Genomic DNA, 17,227 nt, shown 5'->3' with positions numbered 1-17,227 from the left:
CCCGGAGGGCCCCCCCCACCCGCGCGGCGCGGGGGGGGCGGGCGCCGGGGGCGGCGGCCGGGGGGGCCCCGCCCCCCACGCCCCGGGTGTGCCCCCAGCGCTCGCCCACCGGGGCGAGCAGCCGCTGGGCGAGCCGGTAGGCCTCCCCGACCAGGTCGGTGCCCTCCCCCAGCGCCACGGTCCCCGACCCTACGCGGCGGGTCCGGCGCCCCTCCCCGCCGCGCGGCCGGTGCCCCCGGGGCCCGGGGCACGCCGGCCGCCGGCGGCGGCGGCGAGGATGGTCCGGTGCGCGCGGTGGTGAGCAGGGTCGCCTCGGCCTCGGTGACGGTGGACGGGGCGGTCGTCGGGGAGATCGGCCGCGGCCTGCTGGCCCTGGTGGGCGTGGGGCACGGGGACGACGCCGCCCGCGCCCGGGCGCTGGCGCGGAAGGTCCACGAGCTGCGGGTGTTCCCCACCGAGGAGGGCGCCCGGTCGGCCGCCGACCTCGTCCTCCCCCTGCTGGTCGTGAGCCAGTTCACGCTGTACGCCGACACGCGCAAGGGCCGGCGTCCCTCGTGGGACGCGGCGGCGCCCGGGGAGGTCGCCGAGCCGCTGGTCGACGAGGTGGTCGGCGAGCTGCGCCGCCGCGGCGCCCGCGTCGGGACGGGCGTCTTCGGCGCGCGGATGCAGGTGACCTCGGTGAATGACGGTCCGATGACACTCCTGCTCGAGGTCTGAGCCGCGGCCACGACGGGTATCCGGGGTGACACAGCACACGTCCTGTGCGTCTGCTGTGAACCCGGTCGCGGCGGAACACCCGGCCGGGTCGTGGCCGTTGGACAGGACGTACCACACGGAGACCTGAGCGAGGGGCGGGCCCCGCGCCGCGGGGCCCGGCCCATGACGCCCGGATGCGGCCGTCGCCATCGACGCCCGGTGGCTGCATCCGAAACGAAGGCAAGGACGAAGACAGATCGTGACGCTGCTGCAGTCTTCCCCCAACGACACCCTCGAGGTGCGCGCCCCGCGGCGCGAGCCCGACACCACCGGCCTGGTGTCGACCGACCTCGTGCGCGTGTACCTGAACACCATCGGCAAGACGGCGCTGCTCACCGCCGAGCAGGAGGTCGAGCTCGCCAAGCGCATCGAGGCCGGCCTGTACGCCGAGCGGCTGCTGGGCGAGCGGCAGCTGACCCCCGCGCTGCAGCGGGACTACAAGGCGCTGGCCGTGGACGGCAAGGCAGCCAAGCGGCACCTGCTGGAGGCCAACCTGCGCCTGGTCGTCTCGGTGGCCAAGCGCTACACCGGCCACGGCATGACGTTCCTGGACCTCATCCAGGAGGGCAACGTCGGCCTGATCCGCGCCGTCGAGAAGTTCGACTACACCAAGGGCTTCAAGTTCTCGACCTACGCGACGTGGTGGATCCGCCAGGCCATCACCCGCGCGATGGCCGACTCCGGCCGCACGATCCGGCTGCCCGTGCACCTGGCCGAGCAGGTCAACAAGGTCGTGCGCACCCGCCGCCGGATCCACCAGGAGCTGGAGCGGGAGCCCACCGCCGAGGAGCTCGGCCTCGAGCTGGACATGACGCCGGAGCGGATCACCGAGCTGCTCGAGTACTCCCGCGACCTGGTCAGCCTCGACCAGACCGTGGGCGCCGACGAGGAGTCCCGGCTCGGTGACTTCATCGAGGACGCCGACGCCGCCGTGGCCGAGGACGCCGTCGCCTTCCAGATGATGAAGGGCGACGTCCGCAACGTGCTGGCCACGCTGGAGGAGCGCGAGCGGGACGTGGTCGTGCTGCGGTTCGGCCTGGACGGCTCGCAGCCGCGGACCCTGGAGCAGATCGGCAAGCAGTTCGGCCTCTCCCGCGAGCGGGTCCGCCAGATCGAGCGCGAGACGATGGCCAAGCTGCGGGACCCGCAGCGCGCCGACGCCCTGCGCGACTACCTGGCCTGACGGCCCCGTCGCCCCGCGGAGCCGGGTCGCCCTCGTCGAGGGCGGCCCGGCTCCGTCGTGTGCGGTCAGTACAGGAGGTCGCCGGGGCTGCGCATGCGGCGGGGGCCCGGCGGGACCCGCGCCGTCGGTGGGCCGACCCGCACGGTGGCCCCGGCGATCACCAGCGAGCGGCCGCCGTGCCAGGGGTCCGGCGGGCCGACGATCACCGGCTCCAGCGAGAGCCGCAGCACCTCGGGCAGGTCGTCGGCGAGCCGGGCCACCCGCAGCAGGAGGTCCTCGAGCGCGGCCACGTCGACCGGTTCGGACCCTCGGTAGCCGTTCAGCAGCGGCCACGCCCGGGGGGCACGCACCAGCTCGGCGGCGTCGGTGTCGGTGAGCGGCAGCGTGCGGTAGGCGCGGTCGCCGAGCAGGTCGGTGGCCACCCCGCCGAGACCGAAGCTGACCAGCGCGCCGAACGAGGGGTCGTCGACGATCTCCACGACGGTCGCCACGCCCGGCGCGGCCATCTCCTGCACGACCACCGGGTCGCCTGCGGGGATCGCCGCGTAGGCGGTGCGCACGTCCTCGGCGTCCTGCAGGTCCAGGCGCACCCCGCCCAGGTCGGAGCGGTGCCGCAGCCACGGCGCGGTGGACTTGAGGACCACCGGGTAGCCGATCTCCTCGGCGGCTGCGACCGCCGCCTCGGCGTCGGTCACGGTGCGCGTGCCGAGCAGCGGCACCCCGTAGGCGGCCAGCAGCGCGATCGTCTCGTCGTCGGTGAGCGGGCGCCCGCGGGGGTCGTCGCCCAGCGCGGTGGTGACGACGGTGCGGGCGGCCTGCTCGTCGATGCCCTCCAGCTGCGGCAGCGCGCCGACCGGCCGGCGCCGCCAGCGGGCGTACTGCGCCACCTTCGCCAGCGCGATGACCGCCCGCTCCGGCGTGGAGAACGAGGGCACCGAGCCGCGGGCCGGCGTCCCGTGCTCGCCGGGGACGGCGACCTCCGGCGGGATCCCCTCGGTGGACAGGAACGTGGCCACGATCGGCTTGGTCGCGTCGCGGGCCACGTCGCGCAGCGCCCGGCCGAACGCGTCGGACCCCCGGCGCAGCGGCGGCAGGAACACCGCGACGACGGCGTCGACGCCGTCGTCGTCGAGGGCCTCCTGCAGGGCGACCCGGAAGTCCTCGGCCGAGCCGGCCGCGCCGATGTCGGTGGGCGCCTCGTGGGCCAGCTCCAGGCCCTCCTCGAGGACCGCGTCGGTGACCAGCACGCCCATCGCCGTGGAGTTGCCGACGACGGCCACCCGGTCGCCGGCCGGCAGCGGCTGGTGGGCCAGCAGGGTGCCGACGTCGAAGAGCTGCGCGAGGGTCTCGACCCGGATGACGCCGGCCGAGGCGAACAGCGCGCCCACGGACTCCTCGGGCACGGCGACGGAGGTGCCGGCCAGGCCCGCGGTCATGCGCACGTGCCGGCCGCTCTTCACCGCCACGACCGGCTTGGTCCGCCCCACCCGCCGGGCCAGCCGGGCGAACTTGCGGGGGTTGCCGAAGCTCTCCAGGTGCAGCAGGACGACCTCGGTGCCCGGGTCGGTCGCCCAGTACTGCAGCATGTCGTTGCCGCTGACGTCCGCCCGGTTGCCGGCCGACACGAAGCTCGACAGCCCGATGTTGCGGGTGCGCGCCTGCTCGAGCAGGGCCGACCCCAGCGCCCCGGACTGCGCGAAGAAGCCGACCCGGCCGCGGCCGGGCACCCGCGGCGCCAGGCTGGCGTTGAGCCGGACCGCGGGGTCGGTGTTCACGATGCCCAGGCAGTTGGGCCCCACGACCCGCATCCCGGACGCGCGCGCGGCCGAGACGAACCGCCGCTCGGCCGCGCGCCCCTCGGGCCCGGACTCGCCGAAGCCGCCGGAGATGACCACCAGCCCGCGCACCTGCTTGCGGCGGCAGGCCTCGACGACGCCGGCCACCTCGTCGGCGGGGACGGCGAGCACCGCGAGGTCGACGTCGTCCGGGATGTCCTCGATGCCGGCGTAGGCCGGCACCCCGCGGACGTGGCGGGTGCCGGGGTTCACCGGGTAGACCGGCCCGCGGAACCCGTAGTCGAGCAGGTGCCGCAGGACGGCGTGGCCCACCTTGTCCTCGTCGTTGCTGGCCCCGACCACGGCCACCGACGAGGGGGTGAGCAGCCGGGCGATCGACCGGGACTCGCTGCGCTGCTCCCGCTCGTAGCGCACCGCGAGGGCGGTCTCGGTGGGGGCGATCGGGAAGCTCAGGTGGACGACGCCGTCCTCGTAGGAGCGGGTCGGCGTGTACCCGGCGTCGAGGAAGACCCGCACCATCCGGTTGTTCTGGGCCAGCACCTCGGCGACGAACCGCTCGATGCCCCGCTCGCCCGCCGCGGCCGCGAGGTGCTCGAGCAGCACCGAGCCCAGGCCGCGGCCCTGGTGGGCGTCCTCGATCAGGAAGGCCACCTCGGCGTCGGCGGTTCCGGGGTAGCGGTCGTAGCGGCCGACGCCGACGACCTGGTCGCCGAGCACCAGCACGAAGGCCACCCGCGCGTCGTGGTCGACGTGGGTGAAGCGGTGCAGGTCCCTCTCCGACAGCCGCTTCATGGGCCCGAAGAAGCGGTAGTACCGGGTCTGGTCGGAGCTGCGGTCCATGAGGCCGACCAGGCCGTCGGCGTCCGCGGGGCGGATCGGCCGCAGGTGCACGGTGCCGCCGTCGGCGGCGATGATGTCGGCCTCCCAGTGCGCGGGCGGCTGGGGCTCGGTGGTCCCCGGCTCGGTATCTCCCGGCTCCGCGGTCCCCGGCTCCGCGGGCCGGCCGTCTGCGGGGCCGGGGTCCGTCGGCTGCTGCGTCCCGGCGGCGCCCCCGGCGGCCGGGTGGTCCTGGGGCTCAGTCACGGGGATCGTCCGGGTCGAGGCCGAAGTAGGGGAACGAGGCCCGCCGGCTGCGCATGATGGCGCGGTCCACCCGGGACTCGGTGAAGGGGTCCCAGCGGGTGAAGCCGGTGTACCCGCCCTCGGTCATGTGCGTGGGCGGCCGGGCCCGCAGTCCCCGGCGGACGACGTCCTCCCGCCAGGACTCCGGGATCTCCGTCGCCGGGTCCAGCCGGTCGCCCGAGGCCTCGGCGATGAGGTGGGTCCACGCCCGCGGCACGCACCGGACGAGCCCGTACCCGCCGCCGCCGAGGGCCAGCCACCGGCCGTCGCAGATCTCGTGGGCCAGGTCGTGCAGCGCCCGGTAGCTCGCGCGCTGCCCGTCGACGGTGAGCGCGAGGTCGGCGAGCGGGTCCTCGTGGTGGGCGTCGCAGCCGCACTGGGTCACCAGGATCTCCGGCCGGAACGCCCGCAGCACCCCGGGGACGACGGCGGTGAAGGCGCGCAGCCAGCCGGAGTCGTCGGTGCCGTTGGGCAGGGCCAGGTTGACCGCGCTGCCCAGCGCCTTGTCCGGGTTGCCGGTCTCCTCCGGGTACCCGGTGCCGGGGAACAGGGTCAGCGGCGTCTGGTGGACGCTCACGGTCAGCACGCGGGGGTCGTCGTAGAAGGCGGCCTGCACGCCGTCGCCGTGGTGGACGTCCACGTCGACGTAGGCGATCCGCTGGTACCCCTGGGCCAGCAGCCAGGCGATCGCCACCGCGGCGTCGTTGAAGACGCAGAACCCGGAGGCGCGGTCGCGCATGGCGTGGTGCAGCCCGCCGGAGATGTTGACCGCGTGCTGGGCGCGGCCGGTGTGGATCCGCTCGGCGGCCAGGACGCTGCCACCGGTGATCAGCGCGGCCGCGTCGTACATCCCCTCGAAGATCGGGTTGTCCGGCGTCCCCATCCCGAAGCCGATGCCGGGCTCGGCGGGCGCCCGGCGGACCGCCTCCAGGTAGACCGGGTCGTGCACCAGGGTGAGCAGGTCCGGGCCGGCAGGGGTGGGCCGCACCACCTCGAGCCGATCGCTCGCGAGGACGCCGAGGGAGTCGGCCAGCCGCATGGTGAGGTCCAGCCGGACCGGGTGCAGCGGGTGGTCCCCGCCCATCGTGTAGCCGAGCAGCGCGTCGTCCCAGACGACCGCGACCGAATCGCTCACGGTCCCTCCTCGCCGGCGTCCGGCGCCGGCCCGCTGCCGGCGTCCCCGTCCCCGCCCGGGACGCTACCGCCGCGCGGGGGCACCGGCCCCCGAACGTGCTCGGCAGCGGTCCCGACCCCCCGTACGATCAGGTGCGACACGGAGGAGAGCTGTGAACGACCTCATCGACACCACCGAGATGTACCTCCGCACCATCTTCGAGCTGGAGGAGGAGGGGATCGTCCCCCTCCGCGCCCGCATCGCCGAGCGGCTGCACCAGAGCGGCCCCACGGTCAGCCAGACGGTCGCCCGCATGGAGCGCGACGGCCTGCTGACCGTCGAGGGCGACCGGCACCTGCAGCTCTCCGAGCAGGGCCGCCAGCTGGCCACCGCGGTCATGCGCAAGCACCGGCTGGCCGAGTGCCTGCTCGTGGACGTCATCGGCCTCGACTACGCCGACGTCCACGAGGAGGCCTGCCGCTGGGAGCACGTCATGAGCGAGGCGGTGGAGCGCAAGCTGCTCACCCTGCTCGGCAACCCGACGGTCTCCCCCTTCGGCAACCCGATCCCCGGGCTGGACGCGCTCGGCGGGGAGACCTCGGCCGTGCTGGACTCGCTGACCCTGCTCTCGACGACCGCCACGCCGGAGGGGCGCCGCGTGGAGATCCGCCGGATCAGCGAGCAGCTCCAGGAGGACTCCGAGCTCATGCGCGCCCTGGCCGACCAGGGCCTGCGGCCCGGCGCGGTCGCCGTGGCCCAGCTCGCCGCCGGCTCGATCAGCCTGGACGGCCGGCCGCTGCCGGCCGGTGTCGCCCAGCACGTGTTCGTCAGCGCGCTCGACGAGGAGCTGACGCCGGTGGAGGCCGCGCCCCGGATCTGAGGGAGGACCCCCTCGCCCCCCTGTAAGGACCCCGTCCTCCTCACCCCTCGCAGGCCCGGGGCGAGCCTCCGGACGGGGCCGCGGCGGGCCCCTGCGAGGGGCCACGCTCACCCGGCTCCTACGGTGGGGCGACGCCTCCCCGGCCCGGGGGGTGCCTCCCCCGCCCGAGAGAAGGCCCGCGTGAGCCAGCCCGACGCCACTCCCGCCCCGACCGAGGCCTCCTCCACCCCGTTCGCCCGGCTGGCCGACTTCGTCGCGCTCCCCCGCGTCGCGGGGCTGGCGCTGTCGGCCGACGGGCGGCGGCTGGTGGTCTCCGTGCAGACCCTCGACGCCGAGGGCACCCGGTGGCGGTCGGCGCTGTGGGAGGTCGACCCGGAGGGACGCCGGGAGGCGCGACGGCTGACCCGCAGCGCCCCCGGCGAGGCCTCCCCGGCCTTCGCCCCCGACGGGTCGCTGCTGTTCACCTCGGCCCGCCCCGACCCGGGCGCGGCCCCCGGGGGCGAGGACCCGAAGCCGGCGCTGTGGGCGTTGCCCGCCGACGGCGGCGAGGCCCGGGTGCTGGTGACCCACCCCGGTGGGGTCGGCGGGTTCGCGGTGGCCGCCGGCAGCGGGGACGTCGTCCTCCTGGCCGAGGCGATGCCCGGCGCCGCGGACCCCGAGGAGGACGCCGCGCGGCGCAAGGCCCGCAAGGACGCCGGGGTGACCGCGGTCCTCCACGAGGCCTACCCGGTGCGCCACTGGGACGCCGACCTGGGGCCCGCCACGCCGCACCTGTTCTGGGTCGGGCCGGTGCCGCCCGAGCCGCCGGCGGGGGGCACGACCGAGCCGGTCGTGCTGCGCGACCTCACCCCGGACGCCGCGCCCCCCGACGGCGCCGGCGAGGCGGTCGACCTCTCGCCCGACGGCCGGCTGGCGCTGCGCACCCAGACGGTGCCCGACGGGCCGGCCGGCCGCCGCGACCGCCTGGTGGTGCAGGACACCGGCACCGGCGAGCTCCGCGTGCTGGTCGACGACCCGCTGGCCGACGTCCACTCCGCCCGCTTCTCCCCCGACGGGACCGCGGCGGTGTGCGTCCGGGAGTCGACGTCGAGCTACGAGGAGCCGCCGGACTACACCCTGCTGCACGTCGACCCGGCGACCGGCGCCGCCCGCGAGCTCACCGCCGGCTTCGACCGCTGGCCGAGCGCGCCGCAGTTCTCCGCCGACGGGCGGACGGTCTACTTCCTCGCCGACGACGACGGCCGGCACGCCCTGTTCCGGGTGCCCGCGGAGGGCGGTGAGCCGGTCCGGATGACCACCGACGGCGCCTACTCGGACCTGCAGGTGGCCCGGGACGGCAGCGCCCTCTACGCCCTGCGCTCGGCCTACGACGAACCGCCGGCGCCGGTGCGGCTGGACCCGCGGGCCACGAGTCAGCACCCGGCGCCGCTGCCGAACCCGGGGACCCTCCCCGGCCTGCCCGGCACGCTGCACGAGGTGCAGGCCACCGCCGAGGACGGCAGCCGGGTGCAGTCCTGGCTGGTGCTGCCCGAGGGCGCCTCGGCCGAGCGCCCCGCCCCCCTGCTGCTGTGGATCCACGGCGGCCCGCTCATGAGCTGGAACTCCTGGTCGTGGCGGTGGTGCCCCTGGGTGATGGCCGCCCGCGGCTACGCCGTCCTGCTGCCCAACCCCGCGCTGTCGCAGGGCTTCGGGCAGGACTTCGTCCGGCGCGGCTGGGGGCGCTGGGGCGAGGAGCCCTACACCGACCTCGTGGCCGCGGTCGACGCGGCCGTCGCCCGCCCGGACGTCGACGCCACCCGCACCGCCGCCATGGGCGGGTCCTTCGGCGGGTACATGGCCAACTGGGTGGCCACCCGGACCGACCGGTTCCGCGCCATCGTGACCCACGCCAGCCTCTGGGACATGGACGCGTTCACCGGCACCACCGACGTGGCCTACTACTGGGAGAAGGAGTGGGGCGACCCGCTCGCCCAGCCCAAGCGCTACGAGCAGCACTCGCCGCACCGGTTCGCCGACGCGATCCGCACCCCGGTGCTGGTCATCCACGGCGACCGCGACTACCGGGTGCCGATCGGGGAGGCGCTGCGGCTCTGGTACGACCTGCAGAAGCGGGCGGTGCCCTCCCGGTTCCTGTACTTCCCCGACGAGAACCACTGGGTGCTCACCCCGGGCAACGCGCAGGTCTGGTACGAGACCGTGCTCGCCTTCCTGGCCGAGCACGTCCTGGGGGAGGACTGGGAGCGCCCCGTCCTGCTGTGAGCCCCGCCCTGCTGTGAGCCCCGCCCTGCTGTGAGCCCCGCCCTGCTGCGAGGCGGCGACGGGCCGCTCACCCGGCGGCGGGGGCGCCGGGGACGTCGGCCACCGCCGCGGTCACCAGCGCCCGGAGCTCGGCCGGGGGGAGGCAGGCCGCCAGCCCCTGCGCGAGCAGCTGGGCCAGGCCGTAGCCCGGGCGGCTGACCAGCGCCCGCTCGAGGGCGACGTTGGCCATCGCGCCGTCGCCGCGCATCCAGGCGCTGACCGCCAGCAGGGTGGCCGGCGGCGCGTCGAAGGGGGCCGGGGCCCGCCGGGTGCACTCGGTCCAGAGCACCTCGGCCGCGGCGGCCTCCTCCCCCAGCGCGAAGCCCAGGGCGCGGTCGCGGACCCGGACGTCGGCGACCGCCCACAGCACCCCGGCCAGCTCCCGGTCGGCGAGCGGCCGGGCGCCCGGACCGGGCCGGCACCGGGCCACCGCCTCGGTCACCACCCGCCAGGACGCCCGCTCCGCCTGGGCCGGGTCGCGGCGCCGCGCCCGCACCTGCCGGTCGGCGACCCGCCACGTCGCGGCCTCGAGCGCGCGCGTCGCCGCCGGGTCCGCGGGCGCGATCCGGGCCTGCAGGGCGGCGCGGTCGGCCTCCACCACCACGCCGCCGAGCACCGCGGCCGCCGCGTACTCGCCGTCCTCGGGCACCGGCTGCCCCGCCCCCGGGGCGCAGCAGGGCAGCGGGCAGTCGTAGGACCACCAGCGGCCGCCCCGGACGAGCAGCACCTCCGGCACCGCCAGGCCGCGCTCGCCCAGCGCGAACACCAGGTCCCGCACCACCGCCCGGTGCGGCAGCCCCGGGACACCGCACCCTGCGGGTCCGCCGGGCAGCCCCTCGGGCACGTCCGGCGCCTCCGACACCACCGCGACGACGACCGCCTCGGGGTCGTCGGTGGTCATCGTGCGGGCCAGTTCACGGGCCCGGGTCAGCGAGACCGCGGGCCCGGGCAGGTCGGCGCGGGCGGTGAGCCCGAGCCGCCGGCCCCCGGGCCCGCCGAGGGCGAGGAGGACGACCGACTCCCGGGGCCGGAAGCCCACCAGGTGCGGCAGGGCGGCGGCGAGGTCACCGGTGGAGGAGATGCGGACCGGGGAGGTGTCGTCCATGCCCGGGAGCCTGGGCCGCCGCGGCCGGGCGGCCCGGCGGGCGGCGGTGCCTGTGGACGCCCGCCGGGCCTGTGGAGAGGCGCGGCCCGGGTCGTCACCCCCGTGCGAGGGCGCTCAGACCTCGTACTGCACCGCGGTCCGCGTGGCCAGCCACGGGGTCACGTGCTCCTCGATCACCCGGAGGTGCACGGGGTCCTCGGCGTAGCGGCGCCACGCGGCCGCGTCGGGGAAGTCGGCGACCAGCGCGGTGTGCGCGTTGCCCTCCCGCAGGCCGGCGTCGGGGCCGACGGCGAAGCTCGTCATGCCCCCCACCTCCTCGGGCAGCCGCCGCAGCGCGGCCAGCGTGGTGGCCCGGCGCTCCTCGTCGGCGGCGTCGGACCAGGTGAACAGCACGACGTGACGCAGCATGGCCGCCACCCTGCCAGCTCCGGCACGGCCCGGTACCGAACCCGCCGGTAACCAGGAACTAGAGTCCCCGCCCATGGGACGGCCGCTGCGCATCGCACTGCTGTCCTACCGGAGCAAGCCGCACAGCGGGGGCCAGGGCGTCTACGTCCGCGCGCTCTCCCGCGAGCTGGCGGGCCTGGGCCACGACGTCCGGGTGTTCAGCGGCCAGCCCTACCCGGAGCTGGACGAGGGCGTGCCGCTGACCCGCGTCCCGAGCCTGGACCTCTACCGCGAGCCCGACCCGTTCCGCACGCCGCACCCCCGGGAGTTCCGCGACTGGCTCGACGTCGCCGAGTGGGCGCAGATGTGCACCGCCGGGTTCCCGGAGCCGCTGACCTTCAGCCTGCGCGCGGCCCGCCTGCTGCTGCCCTCCGCCGGCGCCTACGACCTGGTGCACGACAACCAGAGCCTGGGCTACGGCCTGCTCCGGCTGGTCCGCGCCGGGGTGCCCACCGTGGCGACCGTGCACCACCCGGTGGCCATCGACCGGGACCTCGAGCTGGCCGCCGCCCCCACGCTGCGCCGCCGGGTCACCCTCGCCCGCTGGTACGGCTTCACCCGCATGCAGGCCCGCGTCGCCCCCCGGCTGCACGGCATCACCACCGTGTCGGAGAACTCCCGCCGCGACATCGCGACCCACCTGGGGGTCCCGGCCGGTGGCATCGACGTCACCCCGGTCGGCATCGACCCCGACGTCTTCACCCCGCCGCCGCCCGGCCGGCCGCGCGACCCCGACTCGGTCGTGGTGACCACCAGCGCGGACGTCCCGCTCAAGGGCCTCGTGCACCTCCTCGAGGCGGTGGCCAAGCTGCGCACCGAGCGGCCGGTCCGGCTCACCGTGGTGGGTACCGCGCGGTCCGGCGGCCCCGCGGAGGGCGCGCTCGACCGCCTGGCGCTGCGCGACGCGGTCCGCTTCACCGGCCCGCTGCCGGAGCCGGAACTGGTCGCGCTGCTGCAGTCGGCCGCGGTGGTCGCCGTCCCGTCCCTCTACGAGGGCTTCTCGCTGCCCGCGATCGAGGCCATGGCCTGCGGCACCCCGCTGGTGACCACCGACGCCGGCGCGCTGCCGGAGGTGGTCGGCCGCCGCGCCGGGCTGATCGTCCGGGCCGGGGACGTCGGCGAGCTGACGGCAGCCCTGCAGCTGGTGCTCGACTCACCGGCGCTGGCCGAGCAGCTCGGCCGGGCCGGGCGCCGGCGGGCCCTGGCGTCCTACACCTGGCGCGCCACGGCGGAACGGACGGCGGACTGGTACCGCGCGACGCTGGAGGGACTGGGTCACCCGTGCTGACCGTCGACTACGACCGGCTGGACCTCCGGCCGGGCATGACCGTGCTCGACCTCGGCTGCGGCGAGGGCCGGCACGCCTTCGAGGCCTACCGCCGGGGCGCGCGGGTCGTCGCGCTCGACCACGGCCTGCCGGAGGTGCGCACGACCCGGCAGTGGCTGACCGCCATCGCCGAGGCCGGCGAGGCGCCGCCCGGCGCCGCCGCCGAGGTCGTCCGCGGCGACCTGCTGGCGCTGCCGTTCCCCGACGGCAGCGTCGACCGGGTCATCGCCTCCGAGGTGCTCGAGCACATCCCGGACGACGCCACCGCGATCGCCGAGATCGCCCGGGTGCTGGCCCCCGCCGGCCGGGTCGCGGTCACCGTGCCCCGGTACGGGCCGGAGCGGGTGTGCTGGGCGCTGTCGGACGCCTACCACGCCAACGAGGGCGGCCACGTGCGCATCTACCGCGGCCGGCAGCTGCGGGCCCGCCTGGCCGCGGCCGGGCTGGTCCCCGGGGAGCAGCACCACGCCCACGCGCTGCACGCGCCGTTCTGGTGGCTCAAGTGCGCGGTCGGGGTCGACCGCGACAGCGCCGCCGTCCGCACCTACCACCGCCTCCTGGTGCACGACCTCGTGCGCCGGCCCTGGTACACCCGCGCCGCCGAGCGGCTGCTGGACCCGGTGCTCGGCAAGAGCCTGGCCGTGTACGCCGACAAGCCGGGGGCGGCCGCGGCCGTGGGCCCCGCACCGCGCCGGGAGACGACCGCTGTCTGAGCTGCCGGAGGTCGAGGGCGTCCTGACCGCCGGCCAGGTGCGGGCCACCGTCCGGGCGGTCGCCGCCGAGCAGCAGCCCGACGGCGCCCTGCCGTGGTTCACCGGCGGCCAGCTCGACCCGTGGGACTCCGTCGAGGCGGCCATGGCCCTCGACGTGGGCGGGGAGCACGCCCGCGCCGCGGCGGCCTACCGGTGGCTGGCCCGGCGCCAGCGCGCCGACGGCTCGTGGGCGGCCGAGTACCGCGACGGCGCCGAGACCGCGCCCGCGGTGGAGAGCAACCACGCCGGCTACCTGGCCGTGGGCCTCTGGCACAGCTGGCTGTCCAGCGGCGACGAGCAGCTGGTGACCGAGCTGTGGCCGGCGGTGCGCCGCGGGCTGGACCTCGTCACCCGGATGCAGCTGCCCGGGGGCGCGGTCAGCTGGGCGCTGCGCCCCGACGGCACCCCCGACGGCACCGCCCTGCTCACCGGCAACGCCAGCCTGTTCCAGGCGCTGCGCTGCGGGGTGGCCCTGGCCGGCCTGGCCGGCGAGGCCCAGCCGGACTGGGAGCTGGCCGCCGACGAGCTCGGCACCGCGCTGCGCGAGCGGCCGGAGGCCTTCGCCGACCGCTCCCGGTACTCGATGGACTGGTACTACCCGGTGCTCGGCGGCGCCCTGACCGGCCCGGCGGCGACCGCCCGGCTGGCGGCCGACTGGGACCGGTTCGTCGTCCCCGGGCTCGGGGCGCGGTGCGTGGCCGACCGGCCGTGGGTCACCGGGGCGGAGACCTGCGAGCTGGCCCTGGCCCTGGCCGCCGCCGGGAAGCGGGACGCCGCCGCCGAGCAGGTGGCCGCGATGCAGCACCTGCGGCACGACGACGGCTCCTACTGGACCGGGCTGGTCTACGCCGACGACGCCCGCTGGCCGGTGGAGCGCACCACCTGGACGGCGGCCGCCGTGGTGCTCGCCGTCGACGCGCTGTGCGGTGCGGGTCCGGCGTCCGGGCTGTTCACCGACCCGGGCGCGCTGCCGGCCGGGGGGACTCCCGCGCGGGACGGCGGTTGGGTTCCCGGCGGTGCGGGCACGGTCCGCCCGTGAGCAGCGCAGACCCCGATCCCGACGTCACCGTCGTCGTCATCAGCCGGAACCGCCGCGAGGACCTGCTGGCCTCCCTCCCCCGGCACGAGGCCCCCGTCGTCCTGGTCGACAACGGCTCGACCGACGGGACGGTCGAGGCCGTCCGCGACCGCCTCCCCGGGGTCACCGTGGTGCCCCTCGACCGCAACCTCGGGGCGGCCGCCCGGACGGTCGGCGTCGAGCGCGCCGGCACCCCGTTCGTCGCCTTCGCCGACGACGACTCGTGGTGGGCGCCGGGCTCGCTGGCCCGGGCCGCCGAGGTCATGCGGGCCCACCCGCGGCTGGCGGTCCTGAACGCGCGCATCCTGGTCGGGCCGGAGGAGCGGCTCGACCCGGTGTGCACCGAGATGGCGGCCAGCCCGCTGGGCACCCCGGCCGACCTGCCCGGCCCGGCGCTGCTCGGGTTCGTGGCGTGCGGGGCGATGGTGCGCACCGCGGCCTTCACCGCGGTCGGCGGGTTCGACACCGTGGTCCGCTTCCCCGGGGAGGAGGAGCGGCTGGCGCTGGACCTGGCCGCCGCCGGCTGGGGCATGGCCTACGTCGACGAGGTCACCGTGCACCACCACCCCTCTCCCCGCCGGCACGCCCCCGAGCAGCGCCGCGCGGCGATCTGGCGCAGCAAGCTGCTCACCGCGCTCATGCGCCACCCGGTGCCGGACGTGGCCCGGCTGGTCGCCGAGGGGCTGCGGGCCGGCGGACCCGAGCGCTCGGGGCTGGTGCGGGCGCTGCCGGACGTCCCGGCCGCGCTGCGCCGGCGCCGCCCGGTCCCCGCCGCCGTCCGCTCGGACCTTCGCACGCTGGCGGGGGCCCGGTGACCGCCACCCAGGCCGCGCCCGCGGGGGCAGGGGCGCAGGCCGATCCCCGGGTCGCCGTGGTCGTGATCACCCACCAGCGGCGGGACGAGGCGCTGGGTGCGCTCGCCCGGCTGCGCGACCTGCCGGAGCGGCCGCACGTCGTCCTCGTCGACAACGGCTCCACCGACGGGACCGCCGCGGCGGTCGCCGAGCACTTCCCCGGGGTCGAGCTCGTCGCCAGCCCCGAGAACCTGGGCGCGGTCGGCCGCAACGTCGGCGTCGCGCGCACCGGCACCCCCTACGTCGCCTTCTGCGACGACGACACGTGGTGGGACCCGGGCTCGCTGCGCGCGGCGGCCGACGTCCTCGACGCCCACCCGCGCCTGGCCGTGGTCACCGCCCGCATCCTCGTGGAGCCCGCGGGCACGGAGGACCCCATCGTGCCGGAGCTGCGCGACTCCCCCGTCCACGGCGCCGACTGGCTGCCCGGCCCGGCCCTGGGGTCCTTCCTCGCCGGGGCGTCGGTGGTCCGCCGCACGGCCTTCGACGAGGTGGGCGGCTTCTCCGAACGGCTGTGGCTCGGCGGCGAGGAGGAGCTCATGGCCGGCGACCTGGCCGCCGCCGGGTGGGAGCTGTGCTACCTGGAGGAGCTGACCGTCCACCACCGGGCCAGCCGCGCCCGGGACCCGCACAAGCGGCGGCGCGACGGCATCCGCAACACGCTGTGGACGACGTGGCTGCGCCGGCCGCTGCGCCCGGCGCTGCGGCGCACCCTGCACCTGCTGCGCACGCTGCCCCGGGACCGGGTCACCGCCCAGGGGCTGCTCGCCGCCGCCCGCGGCCTGCCCTGGGTGCTGCGCGAGCGGCAGGTCCTCCCCCCGCACGCCGAGGCCCGGTTCGCGGCGCTGGAGGAGGCCCAGCGCACCTCGAACGCCCGCCGCTACGTGAGCTGACCCGCCGACGGCAGACTGCGGGGGTGACCCCCGTGATCCGCACCGCCGAGCTCCGGGACGCCGACGCGGTCGGGGCCGCCCTCGGCGAGGCCTTCGACGACTACTCCTGGACCCGCTGGGCCCTCGACGGGGAACGCCGGCGGGAACGGCTCACCGCGCTCTACCGGCTGGAGGCGGGCATCGCCGGCGCGGAGCGGGCGGGCACCTGGCTGGCGGAGGTGGACGGGCAGGTGGTCGCCGCGGCCTCGTGGGCGCCGCCGGGCGCACCGCCGCCCAGCGCGGCGACGGCGGCGCTGCTCGACCGGGAGGTGCCGCTCCTGCTCGGGGACCGGGCCGCCGCCCTGGCGGCGGCCGAGGCCGCGGTGGCCCCGCACCGGCCGCCCGGCGAGGCGTGGGTCCTCGGCTGCGTCGGCACCCGCCCGGCCTGGCGGGGTCGCGGCCTGGGCGGCGCGCTCGTCGCCGCCGGGCTGGCCGAGGTGGACGCCGCCGGCGCCGCGGCGGTGCTCGAGACCTCGGCCCCGGACAACGTCCGGCTCTACGCCCGCCACGGGTTCACCGTGCGCGCCGAGGTCGACCCGCCCGGCGGCGCACCGCGCGTCTGGGTCATGCACCGCGCGCCGCGCACCGGCTGACGCCCGGCGGTCGCGGACCGGGCCTGGGACGGATCGGGCCTCGAGCGGGCCGGGCGCGGCGTGCACGGCTCAGGTGGCGCAGTCGATGCAGGTGCGGGTGGCCGGGCGGGCGGCCAGCCGCTCGGGGGTGATCCGGCGACCGCAGCGCTCGCACCGCCCGTAGGTCCCCGCGGCCCGGCGGTCGAGCGCCGCGTCCACGTCGGCCAACCGGCGCCGCGCCGCGTCGAGCAGCGTGGCCAGCTGCTGCCGCTCGAAGGCGATGGTGGCGCCCTCCGGGTCGTGCTCGTCGTCGGCGTTGGACGCGCGGGACGCCGCCACCACCGCGTCGAACTCGGCGGTCAGCGCCGCGATCTGCGCCAGCACGGCGGCCCGCTCGGCGGGCAGGGCGTCCCCGCCGGCCCCGGGTCCGACCTCACCGGTCACGGCGCAGCAGCCGCATCGACCCGGTGCCCGGCAGCTCGGTGAAGTCCCCGCCGGCCACGACCCGGGTGTAGACCCCGAAGGGCGCCTGGCCGCCGTCGGCCGGGTCGGGGAAGACGTCGTGGATGGCCAGCGTGCCGCCGACGGCCAGCTTGCCCACCCACGCGTCCTGGTCGCGGCGGGCGGACTCCTCGGTGTGGCTGCCGTCGAGGAACAGCAGCGCCAGCGGCGTCGTCCACAGCGGGGCCAGCACCTCCGAGCGGGCGACGACCGCGACGACGACGTCCTCGGCGCCGGCCTCGGCGATCGTGCGGCGGAAGCGCGGCAGCGTGTCCAGGCGGCCCACGGCCGGGTCGACGAGCGAGGGGTCGTGGTACTCCCAGCCCGGCTGGTGCTCCTCGGAGCCGCGGTGGTGGTCGACGGTGACCACCTGCCGGCCGGTCTCACGGGCCGCGGCGGCCAGGTACAGCGCGGACTTGCCCATCCACGAGCCGATCTCCAGCAGCGGGCCCGGGACGGCGACCGACCGGGCGGCCTCGTACAGCGCCCGCCCCTCGTCGGCGGGCATGA

General features: G+C 77.2%; 16 protein-coding genes. 10 read left to right on the top strand and 6 right to left on the bottom strand.

Annotated elements, in window-relative coordinates; genetic code table 11:
* Positions 1-285 precede the first annotated feature (285 nt).
* Together dtd and sigB are read left to right on the top strand one after the other, a co-directional pair.
* Positions 286-717 (top strand): D-aminoacyl-tRNA deacylase, encoded by a 432-nt coding sequence (gene dtd, locus ACI8AC_RS17070; protein ID WP_456899018.1) that lies wholly within the window; start codon positions 286-288, stop codon positions 715-717.
* A 238-nt stretch (positions 718-955) separates the two neighbouring features.
* The gene (gene sigB, locus ACI8AC_RS17065; RefSeq protein WP_456899017.1) at positions 956-1,939 is read left to right on the top strand and encodes an RNA polymerase sigma factor SigB; all 984 of its coding nucleotides are present in this window, start codon (positions 956-958) and stop codon (positions 1,937-1,939) included.
* A gap of 65 nt (positions 1,940-2,004) precedes the next feature.
* Here the strand turns inward: sigB and ACI8AC_RS17060 are convergent, their stop codons facing one another.
* Positions 2,005-4,818 carry a bifunctional acetate--CoA ligase family protein/GNAT family N-acetyltransferase gene (locus ACI8AC_RS17060; protein ID WP_456899016.1) on the bottom strand — a complete coding sequence of 938 codons (2,814 nt, stop codon included), beginning with the start codon at positions 4,816-4,818 and terminating at the stop codon, positions 2,005-2,007.
* On the bottom strand, positions 4,811-5,992 hold the full coding sequence (locus ACI8AC_RS17055) for an acetoin utilization protein AcuC (protein WP_456899015.1): 1,182 nt from the start codon (positions 5,990-5,992) through the stop codon (positions 4,811-4,813). The genes ACI8AC_RS17060 and ACI8AC_RS17055 overlap by 8 nt, the downstream gene beginning before the upstream one ends.
* Positions 5,993-6,143: 151 nt before the next feature.
* Between ACI8AC_RS17055 and ACI8AC_RS17050 the strand changes: the two genes are divergently transcribed.
* The gene (locus ACI8AC_RS17050; RefSeq protein ID WP_456899014.1) at positions 6,144-6,851 is read left to right on the top strand and encodes a metal-dependent transcriptional regulator; all 708 of its coding nucleotides are present in this window, start codon (positions 6,144-6,146) and stop codon (positions 6,849-6,851) included.
* Positions 6,852-7,031: 180 nt separating this feature from the next.
* A complete protein-coding gene (locus tag ACI8AC_RS17045) occupies positions 7,032-9,110 on the top strand; it encodes a S9 family peptidase (RefSeq protein WP_456899013.1) in 2,079 nt (692 codons plus the stop codon).
* Between the two features lie 67 nt (positions 9,111-9,177).
* Here ACI8AC_RS17045 and ACI8AC_RS17040 read toward each other — a convergent pair whose 3' ends face one another.
* A complete protein-coding gene (locus ACI8AC_RS17040; RefSeq protein ID WP_456899012.1) occupies positions 9,178-10,254 on the bottom strand; it encodes a DUF4192 domain-containing protein in 1,077 nt (358 codons plus the stop codon).
* A 114-nt stretch (positions 10,255-10,368) separates the two neighbouring features.
* The gene (locus ACI8AC_RS17035; protein ID WP_456899011.1) at positions 10,369-10,662 is read right to left on the bottom strand and encodes a Dabb family protein; all 294 of its coding nucleotides are present in this window, start codon (positions 10,660-10,662) and stop codon (positions 10,369-10,371) included.
* A gap of 73 nt (positions 10,663-10,735) precedes the next feature.
* On the opposite strand from ACI8AC_RS17035, the gene ACI8AC_RS17030 reads away from it, so the two are divergent.
* The 6 genes from ACI8AC_RS17030 to ACI8AC_RS17005 are packed head-to-tail and all read left to right on the top strand — an operon-like array spanning position 10,736 to position 16,237.
* Positions 10,736-11,989, top strand: a complete 1,254-nt coding sequence (locus ACI8AC_RS17030) for a glycosyltransferase family 4 protein (protein WP_456899010.1) — start codon at positions 10,736-10,738, stop codon at positions 11,987-11,989.
* Positions 11,983-12,741 carry a class I SAM-dependent methyltransferase gene (locus ACI8AC_RS17025; protein WP_456899009.1) on the top strand — a complete coding sequence of 253 codons (759 nt, stop codon included), beginning with the start codon at positions 11,983-11,985 and terminating at the stop codon, positions 12,739-12,741. Before ACI8AC_RS17030 ends, ACI8AC_RS17025 begins: the two co-directional genes overlap by 7 nt.
* A gap of 37 nt (positions 12,742-12,778) precedes the next feature.
* Complete coding sequence (locus tag ACI8AC_RS17020) at positions 12,779-13,819, top strand: prenyltransferase (RefSeq protein WP_456899008.1); 1,041 nt, start codon at positions 12,779-12,781, stop codon at positions 13,817-13,819.
* A complete protein-coding gene (locus ACI8AC_RS17015; protein WP_456899007.1) occupies positions 13,816-14,673 on the top strand; it encodes a glycosyltransferase family 2 protein in 858 nt (285 codons plus the stop codon). Before ACI8AC_RS17020 ends, ACI8AC_RS17015 begins: the two co-directional genes overlap by 4 nt.
* Positions 14,670-15,605: a glycosyltransferase family 2 protein gene (locus ACI8AC_RS17010; RefSeq protein ID WP_456899006.1), complete on the top strand. Its 936-nt coding sequence runs from the start codon at positions 14,670-14,672 to the stop codon at positions 15,603-15,605. The genes ACI8AC_RS17015 and ACI8AC_RS17010 overlap by 4 nt, the downstream gene beginning before the upstream one ends.
* Positions 15,606-15,628: 23 nt before the next feature.
* Positions 15,629-16,237, top strand: a complete 609-nt coding sequence (locus tag ACI8AC_RS17005; protein WP_456899005.1) for a GNAT family N-acetyltransferase — start codon at positions 15,629-15,631, stop codon at positions 16,235-16,237.
* Positions 16,238-16,306: 69 nt separating this feature from the next.
* Here ACI8AC_RS17005 and ACI8AC_RS17000 read toward each other — a convergent pair whose 3' ends face one another.
* On the bottom strand, positions 16,307-16,660 hold the full coding sequence (locus ACI8AC_RS17000; protein ID WP_456899004.1) for a TraR/DksA family transcriptional regulator: 354 nt from the start codon (positions 16,658-16,660) through the stop codon (positions 16,307-16,309).
* Positions 16,650-17,225 carry a class I SAM-dependent methyltransferase gene (locus ACI8AC_RS16995; protein ID WP_456899003.1) on the bottom strand — a complete coding sequence of 192 codons (576 nt, stop codon included), beginning with the start codon at positions 17,223-17,225 and terminating at the stop codon, positions 16,650-16,652. Before ACI8AC_RS16995 ends, ACI8AC_RS17000 begins: the two co-directional genes overlap by 11 nt.
* Positions 17,226-17,227 lie beyond the last annotated feature (2 nt).

The organism is Geodermatophilus sp. SYSU D00758 (assembly GCF_054049955.1).
The sequence above is the reverse complement of the archived record's forward strand: the minus strand, read 5'-3'. Positions and strand labels throughout refer to the sequence as shown.